The organism is Roseivirga sp. (assembly GCF_965216855.1).
Lineage (GTDB): Bacteria > Bacteroidota > Bacteroidia > Cytophagales > Cyclobacteriaceae > Roseivirga.
This window is the reverse complement of record NZ_OZ244204.1, coordinates 4,055,144-4,073,954: the sequence shown is the minus strand read 5'-3', so window position 1 is coordinate 4,073,954 and position 18,811 is coordinate 4,055,144. Positions and strand designations below refer to the sequence as shown.

The following is an 18,811-nucleotide window of genomic DNA, read 5'->3' as shown; positions in this document are numbered from 1 at the left end:
TGCAAAGTTAGGGCTTTATTCATGCCTTATCAAAAAGTAATTGAGGCTGTAATCAGAAAGAATATGTTTGTCGGGTCTGTTTCAAATGAAAAGTCTTACCTTTGTATCCCATAAGTTAATTTCTGTTTTTCCAAACTTATGGCATCAGCTAAATACATATTCGTTACCGGTGGGGTAACATCTTCTCTAGGAAAAGGTATCATTGCAGCATCTCTGGGCAACTTATTGCAAGCCAGAGGGTATCGTGTTACCATCCAAAAATTTGACCCGTACATTAATGTAGATCCGGGAACTCTGAACCCTTATGAACATGGCGAATGCTTCGTTACTGACGATGGCGCTGAAACCGACCTTGACCTGGGACATTATGAGAGATTCCTGAACATCAGAACATCACAAGACAATAATGTGACTACTGGCAGAATCTACTATGATGTAATTACTAAAGAAAGAAGAGGTGACTACCTCGGAAAAACAGTTCAGGTAATTCCTCATATCACCGATGAAATTAAGCGCAACTTCTTTAAGTTGGGTGAGACCGGAGATTATGATATTGTCATTACTGAGATTGGTGGTTGTGTAGGTGATATTGAATCACTTCCGTTCATTGAAGCTGTTCGCCAGGCCCGTTGGGATGTTGGTGAATCTAACTGCCTGGTAGTGCACCTTACCTTGATCCCCTACCTCAGTGCAGCCAAAGAACTGAAAACCAAGCCTACTCAGCACTCCGTAAAGCAGTTGCTCGAAGCAGGAATTCAACCAGACATATTGGTATGCCGAACTGAAAAGCCGCTACCTAATGATATTCGTAAAAAACTCGCTCTCTTCTGCAACGTTCAGCTGAACTCAGTGATTGAGGCTCGTGACGCGGAGACTATTTATGATGTGCCAATGCTCATGCGTAAAGAAAAGCTCGATGAGCGAGTGCTGACCAAGTTGAGACTCCCTCATAAAGAGCAGCCGGAAATAGATGACTGGAGAAAGTTCTTAAGCAGGGTCAAAAATCCAACCAATGAAGTAAATATTGGTCTGGTAGGTAAATATGTTGAACTACCTGATGCTTATAAATCCATCGCTGAAGCGTTCATCCACGCAGGAGCCCATCAGGAGTGTAAAGTAAACGTTCACTGGATTTCTTCGGAAACCATCTCACCTAAAACCGTACATAGAACTCTGAGAGATATGGACGGTATTCTTGTTGCTCCTGGATTCGGAGAAAGAGGTATTGAAGGAAAAATTGAAGCCATTCGCTATGTCAGGGAAAATGATATTCCTTTCTTTGGCATTTGTTTGGGTATGCAATGTGCTGTGGTTGAATTTGCAAGAAACGTTTTAGGACTGGAAGGAGCCGCTTCTTCTGAGATGGACAAAGGAACTCCACATCCGGTAATTGACCTGATGGAAGACCAAAAGAATATTCAGGACTATGGCGGAACCATGCGACTGGGGGCCTATGACTGTAAACTTAAAAAAGGCACAAAAAGCTACAATGCTTATCAAACTGCCAACATTAAGGAAAGACACCGTCACCGCTACGAATTCAACAACAAATACCTGAAAGAATTTGATGAGGCCGGCATGAAAGCAGCCGGTACCAATCCTGATTCCGGTTTGGTAGAAATCATGGAAATTGTGAAACACCCTTACTTTGTGGGAGTACAGTTTCACCCTGAATTAAAAAGTACAGTAATGAACCCGCATCCACTTTTTATAAGCTTCATTGATGCGGTAGTTAAATCGAAGAAAAATTAATTGAATAACATATGGACAGAAATCAGGCCATAGGCCTTGTCTTAATTGCAGGCTTGTTGATCGTTTACTCGTTGGTGTTTAGGCCTTCCGTTCAGGAACAGCCGCTACCTATCAATGACTCAACAGCTGTTACCTCCAGCGTATTACCAGAACCAACTATAGAGCCTCAGACTTCTGAAGTCTCGAATCCTCAACAACAGGACTCTGTTCTAAGCTCGCAGTATGGAGCTTTTGCTTCTGCTATGAGAGGTCAGGAAGAAACGTTTAGCATTGAAACTGAAAAAGCACGATACAATTTCAGTTCAAAGGGTGGGGCAATCCAATCAGTAGAGCTGAAGGAGTATAAAACTCATACCAAAGACCCATTAATTCTCTTTGATGAGTCAACCAACCGGTTGGACTTACAGGTTGGTACCACTAATGGTGTGATCAACCTCAGCGACCTATACTTTACCACCAACCAAAGAGCTACTACCGTTGCTCCGGGAGACTCTGTTGTTGTGAACTTTGTTTCAACACTGGCAGATGGCTCTACAGTTGTTCAGCGCTATACCATTTATGGTGATAAGTATGATCTGGGTTACCACATCAAACTGAATGGCCTTGAGAATAAGGTACTGACCAACGAAATGACCATCGTTTGGGAGGATAAAATGAAGCGCTTCGAGACCAACCTGGAAGATGCAAGAAACAAGGCAACCCTTCGCTATTATACACTGGCTGAAGATTCAGATAATCTAACCGCTATTTCAAGCGAACCTCAACAGGAAACTGTGGGAGAAGGCATCAAGTGGGCTTCGTTCTCTCAACACTTCTTCAATGCTGGTATCATTGCAGACAAGGGCTTTAGTAGCGGTATTTTCGCTTCTGAACCTGTGGCAGATACCAGTCATGTTGAGTTGGGCAGAATGGAATTAAAGGTGCCTATGAGTGACCTTTATGCCGGTGCTGACTTCAAATACTACTATGGCCCGAATAGCTACAACGTACTGAAAAAAGTTACCGACAGCTATGAAGACAATGTCTACATGGGTTATAAGCTGGTGAGTTGGGTAAACAAACTCATTATTGTTAACCTGTTCACCTTCCTTGAAAGACACATCAGTAATTACGGTATCATCATCATTGTAATTGTACTGATTATCAAGTTGGCACTCTTCCCTCTATCGAGAAAATCTTATCTCTCGATGGCCAAAATGAAGGCCCTCAAGCCTGAGCTTGATAAACTAAAGGAAAAGACCGGTGGCGATATGCAAGCCATGCAGCAGGAGCAAATGAAACTCTACCGAGAAATGGGTGTAAACCCAATCAGCGGTTGTGTTCCTCTGTTGCTTCAAATGCCATTCCTCTTTGCCATGTTCTTCTTCTTCCCGAACAGCATTGAACTGAGAGGAGAATCGTTCCTTTGGGCTACAGACCTTTCTACTTATGATGTATTGGTGAACCTTCCGTTTACCATTCCATTCTATGGTTCTCACGTAAGTGGTTTCACCTTGCTCATGACTTTATCGACTCTGGCCATTACATGGTCTAACAACCAGGTAAGTTCTGTTCAGGGACCTATGAAGAATATAGGTTACTTCATGCCGATCATTTTCATGTTCGTATTGAATAGCTATTCTTCAGGTTTGAGTTTCTACTACTTTGTTTCTAACCTCGTAACCTTCGGTCAGCAAACCATGATCAGAAGATTTGTTGATGATGATAAAATCAGAGAGCAATTAGAGCAGAACAAGAAGAAGAATGCCGGTAAAGGCAAGTCTAAATTCCAACAGAGACTGGAAGAAGCTATGAAAGCCAGTCAGGAGGCACAAAAGCAAAGACAGTCTAAAAAGAAGAAATAAACCTCTTCTTTCAAGGGCGTCATCAAATGGTTCTTTTGAATTAGAGCAACTCTGCTCAAATCAAGAGACTTTGGTGACGCCTTTTTTTATCCTCTCCCCCTACACGCTATTCAACGTACATTAAGTACAAGGCAATCAACTATTTAAAAAGTTATCAACGATTTCCCCTGTCTGAGTGTGCATAAACTCTGGATTAATCTTTCACCTATTCTTATATATTTGTAGCCTCTAGCAGAAGCAGAAATTCAGGCTCGTCATGAAGTTTACATTTTACGGACATTCTTCTTTTATGATTGAAACGATGGGCAAGCAATTGCTCTTCGATCCATTCATAAGGCCAAACGAATTGGCTAAAGAGGTAGACATCAGTCAGATCAAGCCTGATTATATCATTCTTAGTCATGGGCATGGTGACCATGTGGCTGATGTGGAGGAAATCTACAATCAGTCTAATGCCACATTGATTTCGACTTACGAAGTAGTGGGTTGGTTTGCCGGCAAGGGATTGGAAAGAAATCACCCAATGAACCATGGAGGAGCTAAGGTATTCGACTTTGGAACCATCAAACTGGTGAATGCAGTACATTCCAGTTCTATGCCTGATGGCAGTTATGGTGGCAACCCAGCCGGTGTGGTCATTCAAAATAAAGAAGGTTGCTTCTACTTTTCCGGAGACACTGCATTAACCAAAGACATGGAATTAGTTGGTGAAGAGTTCGAACTCGATTTCACCATCATGCCGGTAGGTGACAATTTCACCATGGGAATGAATGACGCTATGAGAGCCTGTAAAATGGTGAGATGTCATCGGCTGATTGGCGTACATTTCGACACCTTCCCTTATGTGGCCATTGATCATAATGAAGCTTATAAAATTGCGGAAGCCAACGGTATTAATTTCACTTTACCCAAAATTCTAGAAACCCTTTCACTCTAAATATTACATGGGCAAGATTATAGCCATAGCAAACCAAAAAGGTGGAGTCGGAAAAACCACTACAGCGATGAATCTGGCGGCCAGTATGGCAGTGCTGGAGTACAAAACGCTGGTGATTGATGCCGACCCGCAGGCCAATACCACTTCCGGTCTCGGGCATAACCCAAGAGAGATCGAAAAGAGCATCTACGAATGCATGGTGGGTAAAGCCGATATTAAAGATTGTATTCTCGAAAGCGAAGTTTCCTATTTACACCTCGTTCCCTCTCACATCAACCTGGTAGGTGCCGAAGTGGAAATGGTAAATATCAGTAGTAGAGAGGAAAAGATGCGCGAAGTATTGAAAGAAGTTCAGGACGACTATGACTTCATTCTTATCGACTGTGCCCCTTCACTGGGGCTTATCACAGTGAACGCACTAACCGCCTCAAATTCCGTTATCATACCAGTTCAGTGTGAATACTTTGCATTAGAAGGACTTGGTAAACTTCTCAATACAATTACCATTATACAGAAGCGTTTGAATTCTAAGCTGGAAATCGAAGGAATTCTCTTAACTATGTATGATGTAAGACTGAGATTGTCTAACCAGGTGGTAGAAGAAGTTCAGACTCACTTTAAAAATATGGTTTTCGAAACCATCATACCTAGAAACGTAAAGCTGAGTGAATCACCAAGTTTCGGTATTCCGGCAATTGTTCACGATGCTGAAAGTAAAGGTTCCCTGGCCTATTTGAGTCTGGCCAAGGAAATCGCAGACAGATATAAAAACTGATTTTTTGAATGGCAGCTAAATCTCCAAAAAGGAAGAATGCATTAGGAAGAGGGCTGGGAGCGCTTTTGGAGGATTCTTCAAACGATATTTCATCTGATATCAAATCGGCTGGTGGAAACCTGAACGAGATCCCTCTGGATCAAATACAGGTAAACCCTTACCAACCAAGAACTCACTTCGACAGAGAGGCTTTGGAAGAGCTTGCTGAGAGTATTAAGGTACAGGGTATTATTCAACCGATTACCGTTAGAAAACTCAGTGATAAGGAGTATCAGCTGATCTCAGGAGAGAGACGTTTCCAGGCATCCAAAATTGCAGGACTGGAAGCTATTCCTGCTTACATTCGTACAGCAGATGACCAGCAAATGCTGGAAATGGCTTTGATTGAGAATATTCAGCGTGAAAATCTCAATGCCATTGAAATAGCACTCAGTTATCAGCGACTGCTGGAAGAGTGTGACCTGAAGCAGGAAGAATTAGGCGACAGAGTTGGTAAAAACAGGACTACTGTCAATAACTACCTGAGACTCTTAAGACTACCACCAGATATTCAGGCTGGTATTCGCGATCAAAAGATATCGATGGGTCATGCCCGTGCGCTTATCAATATAGAAGATGTGAGCAAGCAGCTGTATATCTTCAAAAAAATCGTTGAAGAAGGACTTTCTGTCAGAAAAGTTGAGCAGCTGGTACGCGATTTGATGTCGAAGAATGCTGACGATCCTAAGCCGGAAAAGAAAGGAAGCTCAACCCATAAGAACTATGAAGTTCAGCAGGTTCAGACTAAACTTTCCTCTCATTTCGGTACCAGGGTGAGTCTTAAAGCAGACAACAAGTTCAGAGGTGAAATAAAAATACCATTTGTTTCTACCGAAGACCTGAACCGAATTTTGGAAATCATAGACCTTTAATGCGTTCAACGCTTATCCTTTTACTTTGCTTCCTGGGATTCAATACATTACTCGCCCAGCAAGATACACTTAATACCAAAGCAGGTGTTTTGGTAGCCGATGACATCCAAATCAAAAAGACTGATAACCGGGTTTACGACCCCAGGAAAGCAGCATTGAGATCAGCCATTATTCCCGGCTGGGGGCAAATTACCAATCGCAGTTGGTGGAAAGTACCCCTTCTCTATGGTGGCTTTGGTGTGTCAGTTTACTTCATTTATGAAAATGATCGTTTGTTTCATCGCTATAAAACCTTGCTGGATGAAGAGCAAATAGCGGATGAGCCTAACCAGAATCTAATTCGTATTTATAGCCGGAATGCCGATGCCTCCAGGAAAAACCGTGACCTGGTAGTGTTGACGATGATAGGGCTTTACGGTTTACAGATTATTGACGCTACAGTTGACGCACATTTGAAAGGGTTTAATGTAGACGAAAATCTGGCAATGAACTTTAAGCCTAAATTCGGTGTCATTGCTAACGGAACGCCCTATATGGGCTTGAAACTTACTATACCAATAGGTCGATGAAAATACTACTCCTCGGATATGGCAAAATGGGCCAGTTAATTGATCAACTGGCTACTGAAAAAGGACATGAGATAGTTGGCAAAATCAATATTGACAACCGACATGAACTTGATAGTTTGGATGCATCACAGGTAGATGTAGCCATCGAGTTTAGTCAACCCGAAGCGGCAGTAGAGAATATTAAGTGGTGTCTGGAAAACCAGATTCCCGTGGCAGTCGGCACTACAGGTTGGTTAGATCAGAAGGCGGATATTGATTCCTATTGCAAAGATAAAGGAGGAACCTACCTATATGCCTCGAATTACAGCATTGGGGTAAATATCTTCTTCAAACTGAACGAATACCTGGCTCAAATCATGGCAAGCCAAAGCTATGAAGTAAGCACAAAGGAGATTCACCACACCTCTAAGAAAGATGCACCTAGTGGTACTTCTATCACCCTGGCTGAAGGCATTCTCAGGCATTTGAAGAACAAGACCAAGTGGGTCAACCAGTCCACTGACCGATCTGAAGAGTTAGAGATTATCTCCGAGCGCATAGACCCCGCTCCCGGCACTCATGAAATCAGCTACTCCTCTCCTGTCGATACCATTGAAATTAAGCATACTGCACACTCACGAGAGGGTTTTGCCAAAGGAGCTATTGCTGTGGCAGAATGGTTAAAAGATCAAACCGGAGTAAAAACCATGGACGAATTTCTGGAGAGTCAACTGTAAAGGCTCAACTAGTAAGCTCTTCTTTTGAGGCTCATCTATTTGTCTTAATTTCAAGTCGATGAAACGCACAAGCCTCCTCCTCTTCCTGATCTGGATTGGAATTATTGTTTTTCCTCAGTCGGTCTTATCTCAAACCGGGTTTGAGCATTATGAGATAGATATCCACGGTGATAGAAAAAATTTCTTTGAGCTAATAGATCATATTGAGATCATTCCACTGGAAGAAACCGATCAGACCTTATTGTCTTTTTTTGAATTTTACTTACCCATAGAAAAGGGGTTTATTCTTGGTAGTAAGGGTGACAAGAAATTCTACTTTTTTGATAAATCAGGCAACTATTCCTTCCACATTAAAAACAATGAACAAGGAGACAAAGGCTTCTCTGGCTTTAGTAGCGCCTGGATTAAAGACAACATTCTAGAGTTTTTAAGTAGTGATGATCGGAAATTATTTCGATATGATTTGATGGGGCATTTTTTGGAATCCATTGACCTCAAAATAGATAAAAACATCAGGTTGGGTGAAATGTATAGTTTTGAAGATGGTTATATCGTAACGACCATAGAGAATTTGTCCATCGAAAAAGGAGGCATGGTTCCTTCTCCGGCCGGGTATGCAGTTGTTTATCTAGACAACCAGTTAAACACGATCAACTATGGGCATAAAGACAACACCTTACCACCTTTTCCAATAGCAAACGTACCAAGACTCCTTATCGATAAAAACAAACTGCTCTATAAAGAAATCCTGAATGATAGTGTTTTTGCAATCAATGAAAATGGTGTTCTTCCTTACCTAAAATTTGACTTTGGTAAAGACTGGGCCTGGATTCACCCTAAACACACAGAGCACCTTGGTGCCGCTTTTTCAACAGTTAGTCGTGGTCAGTTTGTTAATGATTTCAGACCTCTTTTCAGTCAAGATTTCATCTTTTTGAAATATTTGATCAATTCGAAAACATATCACTTTGGTATAATTTCACGCCAGACACAAAGTTTTTTAAATGTTCGAGATAACATCAAGGAAATTGGTTTTGAGCCACTGGCAGTACATGAAGGTAAGCTAGTCGCTTCTTTACAATCATACAGTCTTGAAAAGTTTTTGAAGAGAATTGACAGCAATAGAATTACGATCAGGGGAAATAAAACGATTGGCCAACTTATTAATACTGAAAATCCAGCTTTGCTAATTTTAGATTTTAAAACAGACAATTAGACAGGGCTCACAATTGAAACTAAGCATACTACTCACGAGAGGGTTTTGCTAAAGGAGCTATTGCTGTGGCAGAATGGTTAAAAGATCAAACCGGAGTAAAAACCATGGACGAGTTTCTGGAGAGTCAACTGTAAGGACCCAACTGGCAAGCTCTTCTTTTGAAGCTCATCTATTTGTCTTAATTTCAAGCCGATGAAACACACAAGCCTTCTGCTCTTCCTGGTCTGTATTGGAATTATAGTTTTTCCTCAGTCGATCTTATCTCAAACCGGGTTTGAGCATTATGAAATAGATATCCACGGTGACAGAAAAGATTTCTTTGAGCTAATCGATCATATTGAAATCATTCCACTGGAAGAAACAGAGTATTCTTTACTACCCAGAGTTGAAGCCTATTTCAAAACCCCTAATGGTTTCGGTATCATTGAAAAGAAATCCGACATAGTTGTACTCTTCAATAAGGAGGGAAAATTTCTGAGGAAAATAGATCGTATTGGTCAAGGGCCGGGAGAATATCAAAACCTCGGATCAGTATGGGCAACTACTGAAAAAATCAACCTTTTCAGTAGTGAGTCATTCTCCTTACTGGAGTTCGATTTAGATGGCAAATATACTGGCAGCATAAAAGCCACTTACCCTAGAGACCTTCGCGCTGGTAGTATTACACCCTATTTAAACGGCTATGCTGCTCAGCTTTTGGATCCCTCTCCCACCCAGAAATCGGGTAACGAGTTAATGTTTCTGGATGGTGACCTGAAACTACTATCATTTGCATCTCCTGTAATTAAATCTCATCCCCTCCCCATCAACCTGAGTAATCGGTTTAGTTACCTCAATGAGCAACTTATCTGGAAGAAACTCATCAGCGACTCCATTTACATAATCGACAACTATCAGGCGAAGCCTTTCATGAAGTTTGATTTTGGAGATGACTGGGCATGGAATGACCCAAAACTCCTTTCTGATGTGAGAGCCGCGGGGGACATGATTATGTACAATGATGAGAAGGTATGGGAAGTGATCTCCAAAATAAGCCAACGATTTGTGATGCTTACCTATCATTTTAAAGTGCTGGAAAATGACAAAGGTATGATTGACCGTACAACCGGAGAATTTCATCGCCTTGATCTAAGAAAGAATAACAAGGAAGAGGACTTTGATATTGTCTTTCTTGAATGGCAGGATGAAGTACTGGTCAGCTCTCTTCAGGCCTATGATCTGGAAGAATTCATAGGCAAGCTGAACAAAGAACAGATTTCTATAGCGGGTAATCTAATCTCCTCAGAGCTACGATATTCTGAAAATCCCGTATTGCTCAAAATAAAATTCAAAAAGTCATTCTAAAATATTACCAGGCAATCTCTCCCAGCCCCTTTTCCTGTAAATACTGATTAGCCTTACTAAAGTGACCATTGCCAAAGAATCCACGATGAGCAGAAAGCGGACTTGGATGTGGTGATTTAAGTATGAGATTATCTGCAGGGTTAACGATGGCCGCCTTCTTCTGGGCATAACTTCCCCAAAGCATATAGACCAGGCCCTTTTTCTGTTGGGCCAATGCCTGTACTACTGCATCGGTAAATACTTCCCATCCCTTATTTTGGTGAGATCCCGCCTGATGAGCACGTACTGTAAGTGTGGCATTCAACAACAAAACACCTTGCCTCGCCCACCTGTCCAATGAACCATGAGGAGGGATGTCTTTCCCCAAATCATTTTTGATTTCCTTGAAGATATTAACCAGTGAAGGAGGAAAAGTAACTCCTTCATGAACAGAGAAACAGAGTCCGTTAGCCTGCCCCGGACCATGGTATGGATCCTGACCAAGAATAACCACTTTCACCTCATCGAAAGGACATGCATCGAATGCTCTGAAAATATCCTTGCCCTTAGGAAAGATAGTATGGCTGGCATATTCTTTCTTAACAAAGTCAGTAAGCTGATTGAAATACTCTTTGTCGAACTCTTCATGGAGAACTTGTCTCCAACTTTCTTCTATTTTTACCGCCATCGAAAATTCATTTTACTGATTAGTAATTTTGAAACTAATCAATAACTTTAAAACACGATAGTAAGAGATTTGAAAGAGATATTCAATCAAATAAGATTTTCAATTCATGACGCCCAACCCTAGACGGTGGAATTGAAAATAAGCTTTACTCTTTAGGGCTGGGAGTAACAAACAACAATCTTACTTCATGAGTTTTTATTCGTAATGATCGTAACTGCAACTACAAAAGGCATTAAGGTTTGTGTAGAAACCAATTATCAACCGGAGTACTCCAGCCCGGCTCAGTTGCACTATGTATTTACCTATCGTATCACTATTGAGAATAATGGCGATTTTACAATTAAGCTACATCGCAGACACTGGTTTATTCACGATGCCAACAATACGGTTCGTGAAGTAGAAGGTGAAGGTGTAGTTGGCCAACAGCCCATTCTTGAGCCCGGAGAAAAACATGAATATGTTTCCGGTTGCAATTTGAGATCAGGCTTCGGTAAAATGTACGGCACCTACCTTATGGAAAAAATCGCTGACGGCAGGGAATTCGAAGTAAAGATTCCTGAATTCAACATGGTCGTTCCTTTCCTTCTCAACTAAGTTTTGTTTCAGGTTCTTTCATTCATTAGGTACTGGCTGCTGAAGACTGACGAGCATTCGTTGCACTCCCCTTCTATCTTTCAGCTCTATACAGAAGTGATTAAGAATGGGCATAAAACCTTATTGGATGAAGTTGAAGTACTCAGAAGGAGGCTCGTTAAGAATTCGTCTCAGGTTGAAGTCACAGATTTTGGTGCCGGTTCCAGAGTGAATCAAACTAACTACAGAACGCTTGGAGAAATTGCAAAAAATGCCTCTACCCCTGCCTCTTTCTCCGCCTTACTCAGACAGTTCATTCTGCATTTTCAGTACCAATCTGTTTTGGAACTAGGAACCTCCCTGGGACTTAATACACTTTACCTAAGTGAACCTGAAAACGTAAAAGTGACAACCTTTGAAGGAGACCCAACAATAGCCCGGCAAGCTGAAAACCATTTTCAACAATTTGACCGAAAAAATATCAGACTCATCCAGGGCAACATTGATGAGACACTTCCCAATTACCTAAACGGAGTAGATCAAATAGACCTGGCCTATATAGATGCTAACCATCGGTTTGAACCTACCGTGAGGTATTTCGAACAGGTTCTATCTAAAACTCAAGACCACGGTTTGATTGTACTGGACGATATCCACTGGTCTAAAGAAATGAATCAGGCCTGGACAGCAATTCAGAAACATCCAAAAGTCCAGGTTTCTATCGACCTTTTTGAGGCAGGTCTGTTACTTTTCGATCCCAAACTAACAAAGGCAGATTACACTCTCCATTTCAATTTTTGATTACTCATTAATCATTTTGATGAACAACTCACTGCCCTGTCGGGGAGGAATACTGTTATAGGAGGTCTCCATTATATAAATATTGAAATACCTCGAAAACAGCCGTTCATATTCCTCAATACTTCCTCCAAACGGAGGCCTATCGTTATTCAGTGGAATTTGAAAAAGCAATCCCACCAATTTCCCACCAGGCTTCAATAGTTCTTTGGCCTTAAGTGCGTACTCATTTCTTAATGTTGGCTGAAGTGCACAGAAAAAAGTCTGTTCAATAATCAGGTCATAGGTACCTTTCAGGTCAAAGAAATCCTGATGCAATAACTGCTCCTTCGGAAAATCCAGGACCCTATTTTTGAGGTGGTTAAGGGGTGTCTCAGATAAATCAACCACATGGGTATTCTTAAAACCACTATTCCAGCAATACTCAGCTTCATAACCATTTCCTGCACCCGGTATTAAGATTTTGGAATTTTTGTCCTTTAGTTGATCGATATATGTCTGAATCGGTGTAGACACATAACCAATATCCCAACCTGTCTCCCCCCTTTCATACTTGCCTGTCCAGTAAGCTTCATCCAGCACTAAAGGCTTATCCATGAGTCTTCAAATTGAATAATTAAAAAAAGTTTAAGTAATTCGCCCAGTATTTAACCGCAAGGTCGTTAAATAGTTGATTTAATTAAGAAAAAGGATGAGCGAAGCACCATCAGGTAAAGGGAAGAGAGATCAGATTAGAATTATATTAATCATTGCCATAGCCGTTGTGGTATTAGGATCGGCATATAAAATATACACTGACTATCAGGCCAGGGAGGCTCTTCAGGCAGAATACGATGCCACCAGAACTAAACTCACCTCACAATTAGACAGCATTTCAGGGGAGCTTTCAGATAAAATTTCTGAGATAGCTAAACTGGGAGGAGACATTGACTCACTTGTTGTGCTCAAAGACTCTATTACTGCGCAGAGAGACCAACTCCAAAGAACCCGGGTTGCTAATAAGGCTTTAATTCAAAGATTAGACAGGAAAGTAACTGGCTACCAAGAGCTATTGGTTGCAAAAGACGAAGAGATCGCTGAACTCAAAAAGATCAACAGTCAACTACTTGTTGAAAATAACGAGCTAAAAGAAGAGCAAAACACGCTGAATAAAACCATTAACGAGGCTCAGCAAAGACAGGAAGAGTTGAAACAGCAAATCAACCTGGCAGCCAAGCTAAGGGCTGAGAATATTCAGGTTTTTAACATCAACAGTCGTGGACGTGAACGAGAAGGTGACTTCAGGCAAAGACAGGCAGAAAAAATCAAAGTATCATTCAATCTGGCCGAAAATGATGTAGCTCCAGTAGCAGGACATCAGATTATGATTCAGGTGGTCGATCCTGCCGGTAATGTTGTATTTGACGTGGCCAAAGGCTCAGGTTCATTTAAAATTGATGGTCGTGAGCAGTTTTACACTTCTATGCAGGAGATTGTTTTTGACAACTCGAAGCAAGCACTCAGCTTTGTTTATGATAAAGGATCAGAGTTCGAAGTAGGTGATCATAAAATCATTATCTGGGCCGACAATTACGAGATTGGTCAGGTAGCCTTCAATGTAAGGTAACCTGATCTTAGCCACAGGCCAGCTCTCTTCAGACTTTTACAATTCCCTATCCTAACTAGCTTCTAGCTTCTAGCTTCTAGCTTCTAGCATGCAAACGTTAGCATTCCTCAATAGCTAAGAAACGAGTATATTACTTCGTTAATAATTGCTCGTCTCCATGCTTAACTTTCAAAAGAATCTCACCAGCCCCTTTTTCATGGTTTTAAGCTTACCCGCTACTGCCATGGGTTTTGCACTTTCAGTCCAAATTGCTGCCTTAAGCTGGATACTCAATACTAAATTTGGTTTCAATTTGAAAGAGATTGGCTTCGTCTGGCTGGCCGGTCCTGCTGCTGGTATTCTAGGGCAGGTTATTATCGGTCTTGTCAGTGATAATGTATGGTTCTGGGGTGGCAGAAGAAGACCATTCATTTTGATTGGAGGTATTATTGCCTCAGTTATGCTTCTTGCACTACCCAACATTGGTGTAATTAGTGAGGCTCTTGGATTCGAAGAAGTGATTGGAGTTGCCATTGCCGTAGCACTTTCCCTTGACCTGGCCATTAATATCAGTTTCAACCCCACGCGCTCTGTCATTGCAGATGTAACTCCTAAAGGGACTGTCAGAACCAAAGGTTATACCTGGATGCAAACCATCTCGGGCTTTTTTGGAGTATTAGCCTACTTGATTGGTGCTGTCATCAGTAACTATGTTCTTATTTATTTTGGAGCCATTCTCGTATTTCTGTTTTCCGTTATTCCCACCCTTTTCATTACAGAACCAAGAAATCTTCAGCCCGAAGGGGAAATCATTGAGACAGATCAATCCAACCAAAAAACCAATCTGCCTGAGTTTCTCAAGATTTGCATTGCCCATGCTTTTACCTGGGTTGGGGTTCAGACCATGTTCATCTATACCTTTTCCTACATCAAGGAGAACATTATGGGATTTAATACCACAGATCAATTGGCAGAAGCACAAGACAATGAGATTGGTTTGATTACGGGTATCGCATTTGCCGTGCTCAATACAGTAGGGTTTCTGTTACCATCACTTGTTCTAGAGCCTCTCACTGAAAAAATTGGACGGGTAAAAACACATATGCTATGCATTGCTATTATGAGCATTGGCTACCTGATGATTATATTCTTTGGCCAGTCTGAATGGTCTCTCTATAGTCTGATGGTAATCGTTGGTATCGGTTGGGCTGCTGTGGTAAGTCTCCCCTTCGCCATTATGTCTGAAACGGTTAACCAAAGCAAAATGGGACTCTTCATGGGCTTATTCAACCTATCTGTAGTACTTCCTCAATTGGTCGCTTCAAGTCTGGGAGGCTTTATCGATCAGGCTGAAAACAAGTCTATGATTTTTATAATCAGTGCTATTGCGCTGGGCGTTTCTGCCATTTTATGGCTCTTTGTAAAAGAGAATAAATCATCGCAACAGCCACTGAATACATCGTCTTCTCATTAAGGAATCCCAATGAAAAAAACATATCTACTTCTAACCAGTCTACTCATAATCACCATGACTGCTTGCCAGAATCAACCCAGTTACGAATCACTTACCGACTACCCTGTCTATAAGGGTAAAGACCTAGGTCTAACCTATAGCCCTGAATCTTCTTCATTCAGACTTTGGTCTCCGGCAGCAGAGGAGGTAAAGCTCAATATCTACTCAGCCGGAAATGGAGATAACCTGGAAATGGCTTACGAGATGGAAAGAGATGAAGCAGGAACCTGGCTGCATCAAGTAAAAGGGGATTTAAATGGGAAATACTATACCTACCAGGTAAAGCAGAATGGACAATGGCTTCAGGAAAAGCCTGACCTATATGCCGTTGCAGTTGGCGTAAATGGGCAAAGAAGCATGATAGTAGATTTGGACGAAACAGATCCGGAAGGGTGGCAAAACGATCAAAGACCCGCTCTTGCAAACTATAATGACATTATTATATACGAATTACAGATTCGTGATATGACTATACACCCTTCTTCCGGTGCTAACCAGGCTGGCAAATACATGGGTTTAGTTGAAGAAGGTACCAAAAGCCCCAAAGGACTAACCACTGGAATTGATCATATCAAGGAACTGGGAGTGACACATGTACACCTCCTACCCACTTTCGACCATAGATCAATTGATGAGACTCGTCTGAATGAACCACAGTACAACTGGGGTTATGATCCGCTCAATTATAATGTTCCTGAAGGAAGTTTCTCAACTGACCCTTATAATGGAGAGATAAGAATTAAAGAGTTTAAGCAGATGGTTCAGGCCTTTCATCGCAACGGTATCAGAGTTGTCCTGGATGTGGTTTATAATCACACTGGCCAGACAGAAGACAGTAACTTCAACCAGCTTGTTCCTCAATACTACTACAGGCAAAATGCTGAAGGTGGTTTCTCAGATGCATCGGCCTGTGGTAACGAAACAGCATCTGAAAGGGAGATGATGCGCAAATACATTGTTGAATCCGTTCAATATTGGGTGAATGAATACCATCTGGATGGCTTTCGCTTTGACCTGATGGGTATACACGATATCGAGACCATGAATGAAGTGAGTGCGGCTGTAAGAGCCATTGACCCAAGCATCTTTGTGTATGGCGAAGGATGGACAGCAGGGGCTTCTCCTCTCCCATCGGAACAACAAGCGCTTAAGGCAAACACCTATAAAATGCAAAATGTCGCAGCTTTCAGTGATGACTTGCGGGATGGGCTTAAAGGAAGCGTTTTTGAGCATGAAGAAGGTGGCTTTGCCAGTAAAAGACCGGGCTTAAAGGAGAGTATCAAGTTTGGAGTTGTGGCTTCTACTCAACATCCTCAATTGAATTATGAGTTGGTGAACTACTCAAAAGCTCCCTGGGCCGCAGAACCTTCTCAAACCATTAGCTACGTATCCTGTCACGACAATCATACGCTCTGGGATAAGCTCACTATTTCCAACCCTGATGCTTCAGAAGAGGAATTAATTAAGATGCATAAGCTGGCCGAGACAATTGTGCTAACATCCCAGGGTGTTCCATTCATCCATGCAGGTATGGAAATGCTGCGCACCAAAAATGGGGTCGAAAATTCATTCGAATCCCCTGATGAAATCAACCAGATCGACTGGACCAGAAAAGAAAGGTATCAGGATGTTTTTGAGTACTACAAAGGTTTGATTGCCCTAAGGAAAAATCATCCCGCATTTCGAATGACTAATACCGAAGCCATTCAACAACATCTTGAGTTCCTGGATTATCAAGGGGACAATTTCCTGGCCTATCAGTTGAAAGATAATGCTAACGGTGATTCATGGAATCAGATTTTGGTACTATTGAACGGTAGCGGGCTTAACAAAACCATTAGTCTACCCGAGGGTAACTGGACGCTGGTGGCCGATGGAAATCAGGTGAATGAAGGTGGTATTAGAAATACTGGCCGAACCATAACTATTCCGGCCAGTACAGCTTATATCTTGAAAAGGTAGAGTGTCTAAATATTAACCTCCGTTTCAAACACCTTTACGGCATATCCTTGTATAAGAATGCGTGACTCTTGTACTGTAACCAGTAGTTCCCCTCCTCTTGGAGAGGCCTGATAACATTTAAATGTGTTCTTAGCTTTCTGCGAGGACCAGTAAGGAGACAGAATCGTATGAATAAATCCGGTAACCGGATCTTCCTTAATACCCAGGTTTGGAGCGAAGTATCTGGAAACGAAGTCATACGCTCCGGAATGATCCCAACCGGAAACCATTACACCATTCACCGCCAGGCTGGCTATCACGTCTGATGATGGGTTACACTTTCTCACTGAGTCAGCCGAATCAAGAATAACGATCAACTCATTAGGCACTTCCAGCACTTCAACAATAGCATCACCGAACAACTGTTGAATTTTATCCATATTTCCCCTGGTATACTCCACAGGATTAGTCCTTGGAAAATCCATTAACAGTGAACCGTCCTTTTCATAACTGACAATCAAATCACCACTCAGTGTCTCGAAAGTAATTGGGTCGGATAAGTCATGTAATCCTTCATTAAAAAGTACAAATGCAGAAGCCAGTGTAGCATGACCGCACAAAGGCACTTCTCTGGCCGGAGTAAACCATCTTAGTCCGTATTTATTATTATTCCTCACAACAAAGGCAGTTTCGGCCAAATTCATCTCGCTGGCCAAGGCCTGCATGGTTTCTTCAGAAAGGCTTTCTTCTACCAGTGCCACACCAGCAGGGTTACCCTTGAATACTTTTTTTGTAAATGAATCAATTTGATACAGCTTCATTTTTCTTCAGTCTATTTTTATAAACAACATTGAGCACAACTCCGGTCATTACCGCGGCCATGCCCAGATAAGTCAACACATTAAACGTTTCATCGAAAAGGAAGAATCCAAAGCCCAGTGCATAGATGATCCCGATGAAATTGATGTTAGCCACTTTTGAAAGTTCCTCTGATTGATAGGCAATGGTCATGAAATATTGCGCTATCTGCGTCAATACCCCTACTCCAATAAGCAAGAGCCATTCCTCTCCATGAGGCATCACCCAGTTGAGGGCTGAATAAGCGCCCACTATGGGCAAGGTTACCAGGGGAAAATAGAAGATAATTACCAATGGGTGTTCCGAAGTCTTCAGCTTTCTGATCATGTTGTAAGCTATGCCTGAACAAAAAGCAGCTCCAATTCCCAAAAACGCCATGTATGGTGACACCCTGGGGTCAAAACCTTTTATCATTAAGATACCGGCAAATGACATAGCAAAAAATACCCATTGTAAGGGCTTCACCTTTTCACCAACAATCCATATACCGATAAGAGCCGTAAAGATAGGCCCCAGAAACATCAGGGTGACAGCACTCGCCAGGGGAATATTTTGTAGCGTAGTAAAGAACATCATCAAAGCCACAGCGCCTGCCAGTCCTCTGATGAGTAAAATTTTCTTGTTCTTACCAAAGAGTGGAATACCTTTAAGTTTTAAGGTTACTCCAGACATAAAAAATGAAACAATAGACCTGAAAAGAATGATTTCTATAGCAGGAATATTGGGAAGGTACTTAACCAACACATTCATCACGGCAAAAATGAATGTGGCCAGCATCATGTAGAGTACCCCCTTTGAAATCATGCACAAAG

General features: G+C 41.8%; 18 protein-coding genes. 14 read left to right on the top strand and 4 right to left on the bottom strand.

The window, feature by feature from the left end; translation table 11 throughout:
* Positions 1-138: 138 nt before the first annotated feature.
* From ACOOEY_RS17930 to ACOOEY_RS17890, 9 genes are all read left to right on the top strand, one after another.
* Positions 139-1,752, top strand: coding sequence for a CTP synthase (locus tag ACOOEY_RS17930; RefSeq protein WP_420386104.1), 1,614 nt, complete (start codon positions 139-141; stop codon positions 1,750-1,752).
* Between the two features lie 11 nt (positions 1,753-1,763).
* Positions 1,764-3,596, top strand: coding sequence for a membrane protein insertase YidC (gene yidC, locus ACOOEY_RS17925; protein WP_420386103.1), 1,833 nt, complete (start codon positions 1,764-1,766; stop codon positions 3,594-3,596).
* Positions 3,597-3,852: 256 nt separating this feature from the next.
* The gene (locus ACOOEY_RS17920) at positions 3,853-4,533 is read left to right on the top strand and encodes a metal-dependent hydrolase (RefSeq protein ID WP_420386102.1); all 681 of its coding nucleotides are present in this window, start codon (positions 3,853-3,855) and stop codon (positions 4,531-4,533) included.
* A gap of 7 nt (positions 4,534-4,540) precedes the next feature.
* Positions 4,541-5,308: a ParA family protein gene (locus ACOOEY_RS17915; RefSeq protein WP_420386101.1), complete on the top strand. Its 768-nt coding sequence runs from the start codon at positions 4,541-4,543 to the stop codon at positions 5,306-5,308.
* 8 nt (positions 5,309-5,316) lie between these two features.
* The gene (locus ACOOEY_RS17910) at positions 5,317-6,219 is read left to right on the top strand and encodes a ParB/RepB/Spo0J family partition protein (protein ID WP_420386100.1); all 903 of its coding nucleotides are present in this window, start codon (positions 5,317-5,319) and stop codon (positions 6,217-6,219) included.
* The gene (locus ACOOEY_RS17905; RefSeq protein WP_420386099.1) at positions 6,219-6,788 is read left to right on the top strand and encodes a DUF5683 domain-containing protein; all 570 of its coding nucleotides are present in this window, start codon (positions 6,219-6,221) and stop codon (positions 6,786-6,788) included. The genes ACOOEY_RS17910 and ACOOEY_RS17905 overlap by 1 nt, the downstream gene beginning before the upstream one ends.
* On the top strand, positions 6,785-7,504 hold the full coding sequence (gene dapB, locus ACOOEY_RS17900) for a 4-hydroxy-tetrahydrodipicolinate reductase (protein ID WP_420386098.1): 720 nt from the start codon (positions 6,785-6,787) through the stop codon (positions 7,502-7,504). Before ACOOEY_RS17905 ends, dapB begins: the two co-directional genes overlap by 4 nt.
* Before the next feature lie 58 nt (positions 7,505-7,562).
* A complete protein-coding gene (locus tag ACOOEY_RS17895; RefSeq protein WP_420386097.1) occupies positions 7,563-8,720 on the top strand; it encodes a 6-bladed beta-propeller in 1,158 nt (385 codons plus the stop codon).
* 192 nt (positions 8,721-8,912) lie between these two features.
* Positions 8,913-10,064, top strand: a complete 1,152-nt coding sequence (locus ACOOEY_RS17890; protein WP_420386096.1) for a 6-bladed beta-propeller — start codon at positions 8,913-8,915, stop codon at positions 10,062-10,064.
* 4 nt (positions 10,065-10,068) lie between these two features.
* On the opposite strand, the gene ung is transcribed toward ACOOEY_RS17890, so the two are convergent.
* A complete protein-coding gene (ung, locus tag ACOOEY_RS17885) occupies positions 10,069-10,731 on the bottom strand; it encodes a uracil-DNA glycosylase (protein WP_420386095.1) in 663 nt (220 codons plus the stop codon).
* 204 nt (positions 10,732-10,935) lie between these two features.
* Here ung and apaG point away from each other — a divergent pair, with 204 nt between their 5' ends.
* A complete protein-coding gene (gene apaG / locus ACOOEY_RS17880) occupies positions 10,936-11,325 on the top strand; it encodes a Co2+/Mg2+ efflux protein ApaG (protein ID WP_420386094.1) in 390 nt (129 codons plus the stop codon).
* 3 nt (positions 11,326-11,328) lie between these two features.
* The gene (locus tag ACOOEY_RS17875; protein ID WP_420386093.1) at positions 11,329-12,105 is read left to right on the top strand and encodes an O-methyltransferase; all 777 of its coding nucleotides are present in this window, start codon (positions 11,329-11,331) and stop codon (positions 12,103-12,105) included.
* Here ACOOEY_RS17875 and ACOOEY_RS17870 read toward each other — a convergent pair whose 3' ends face one another.
* A complete protein-coding gene (locus ACOOEY_RS17870) occupies positions 12,106-12,699 on the bottom strand; it encodes a methyltransferase (protein ID WP_420386092.1) in 594 nt (197 codons plus the stop codon).
* Positions 12,700-12,793: 94 nt separating this feature from the next.
* Between ACOOEY_RS17870 and ACOOEY_RS17865 the strand changes: the two genes are divergently transcribed.
* From ACOOEY_RS17865 to pulA, 3 genes are all read left to right on the top strand, one after another.
* Positions 12,794-13,708 (top strand): chromosome segregation protein SMC, encoded by a 915-nt coding sequence (locus tag ACOOEY_RS17865; protein WP_420386091.1) that lies wholly within the window; start codon positions 12,794-12,796, stop codon positions 13,706-13,708.
* 196 nt (positions 13,709-13,904) lie between these two features.
* Positions 13,905-15,161 carry an MFS transporter gene (locus ACOOEY_RS17860; protein ID WP_420386090.1) on the top strand — a complete coding sequence of 419 codons (1,257 nt, stop codon included), beginning with the start codon at positions 13,905-13,907 and terminating at the stop codon, positions 15,159-15,161.
* Between the two features lie 9 nt (positions 15,162-15,170).
* On the top strand, positions 15,171-17,162 hold the full coding sequence (gene pulA, locus ACOOEY_RS17855; RefSeq protein WP_420386089.1) for a type I pullulanase: 1,992 nt from the start codon (positions 15,171-15,173) through the stop codon (positions 17,160-17,162).
* A 5-nt stretch (positions 17,163-17,167) separates the two neighbouring features.
* On the opposite strand, the gene ACOOEY_RS17850 is transcribed toward pulA, so the two are convergent.
* Complete coding sequence (locus ACOOEY_RS17850) at positions 17,168-17,962, bottom strand: PhzF family phenazine biosynthesis protein (protein ID WP_420386088.1); 795 nt, start codon at positions 17,960-17,962, stop codon at positions 17,168-17,170.
* The gene (locus ACOOEY_RS17845; RefSeq protein ID WP_420386087.1) at positions 17,943-18,803 is read right to left on the bottom strand and encodes a DMT family transporter; all 861 of its coding nucleotides are present in this window, start codon (positions 18,801-18,803) and stop codon (positions 17,943-17,945) included. Before ACOOEY_RS17845 ends, ACOOEY_RS17850 begins: the two co-directional genes overlap by 20 nt.
* Positions 18,804-18,811: the final 8 nt, after the last annotated feature.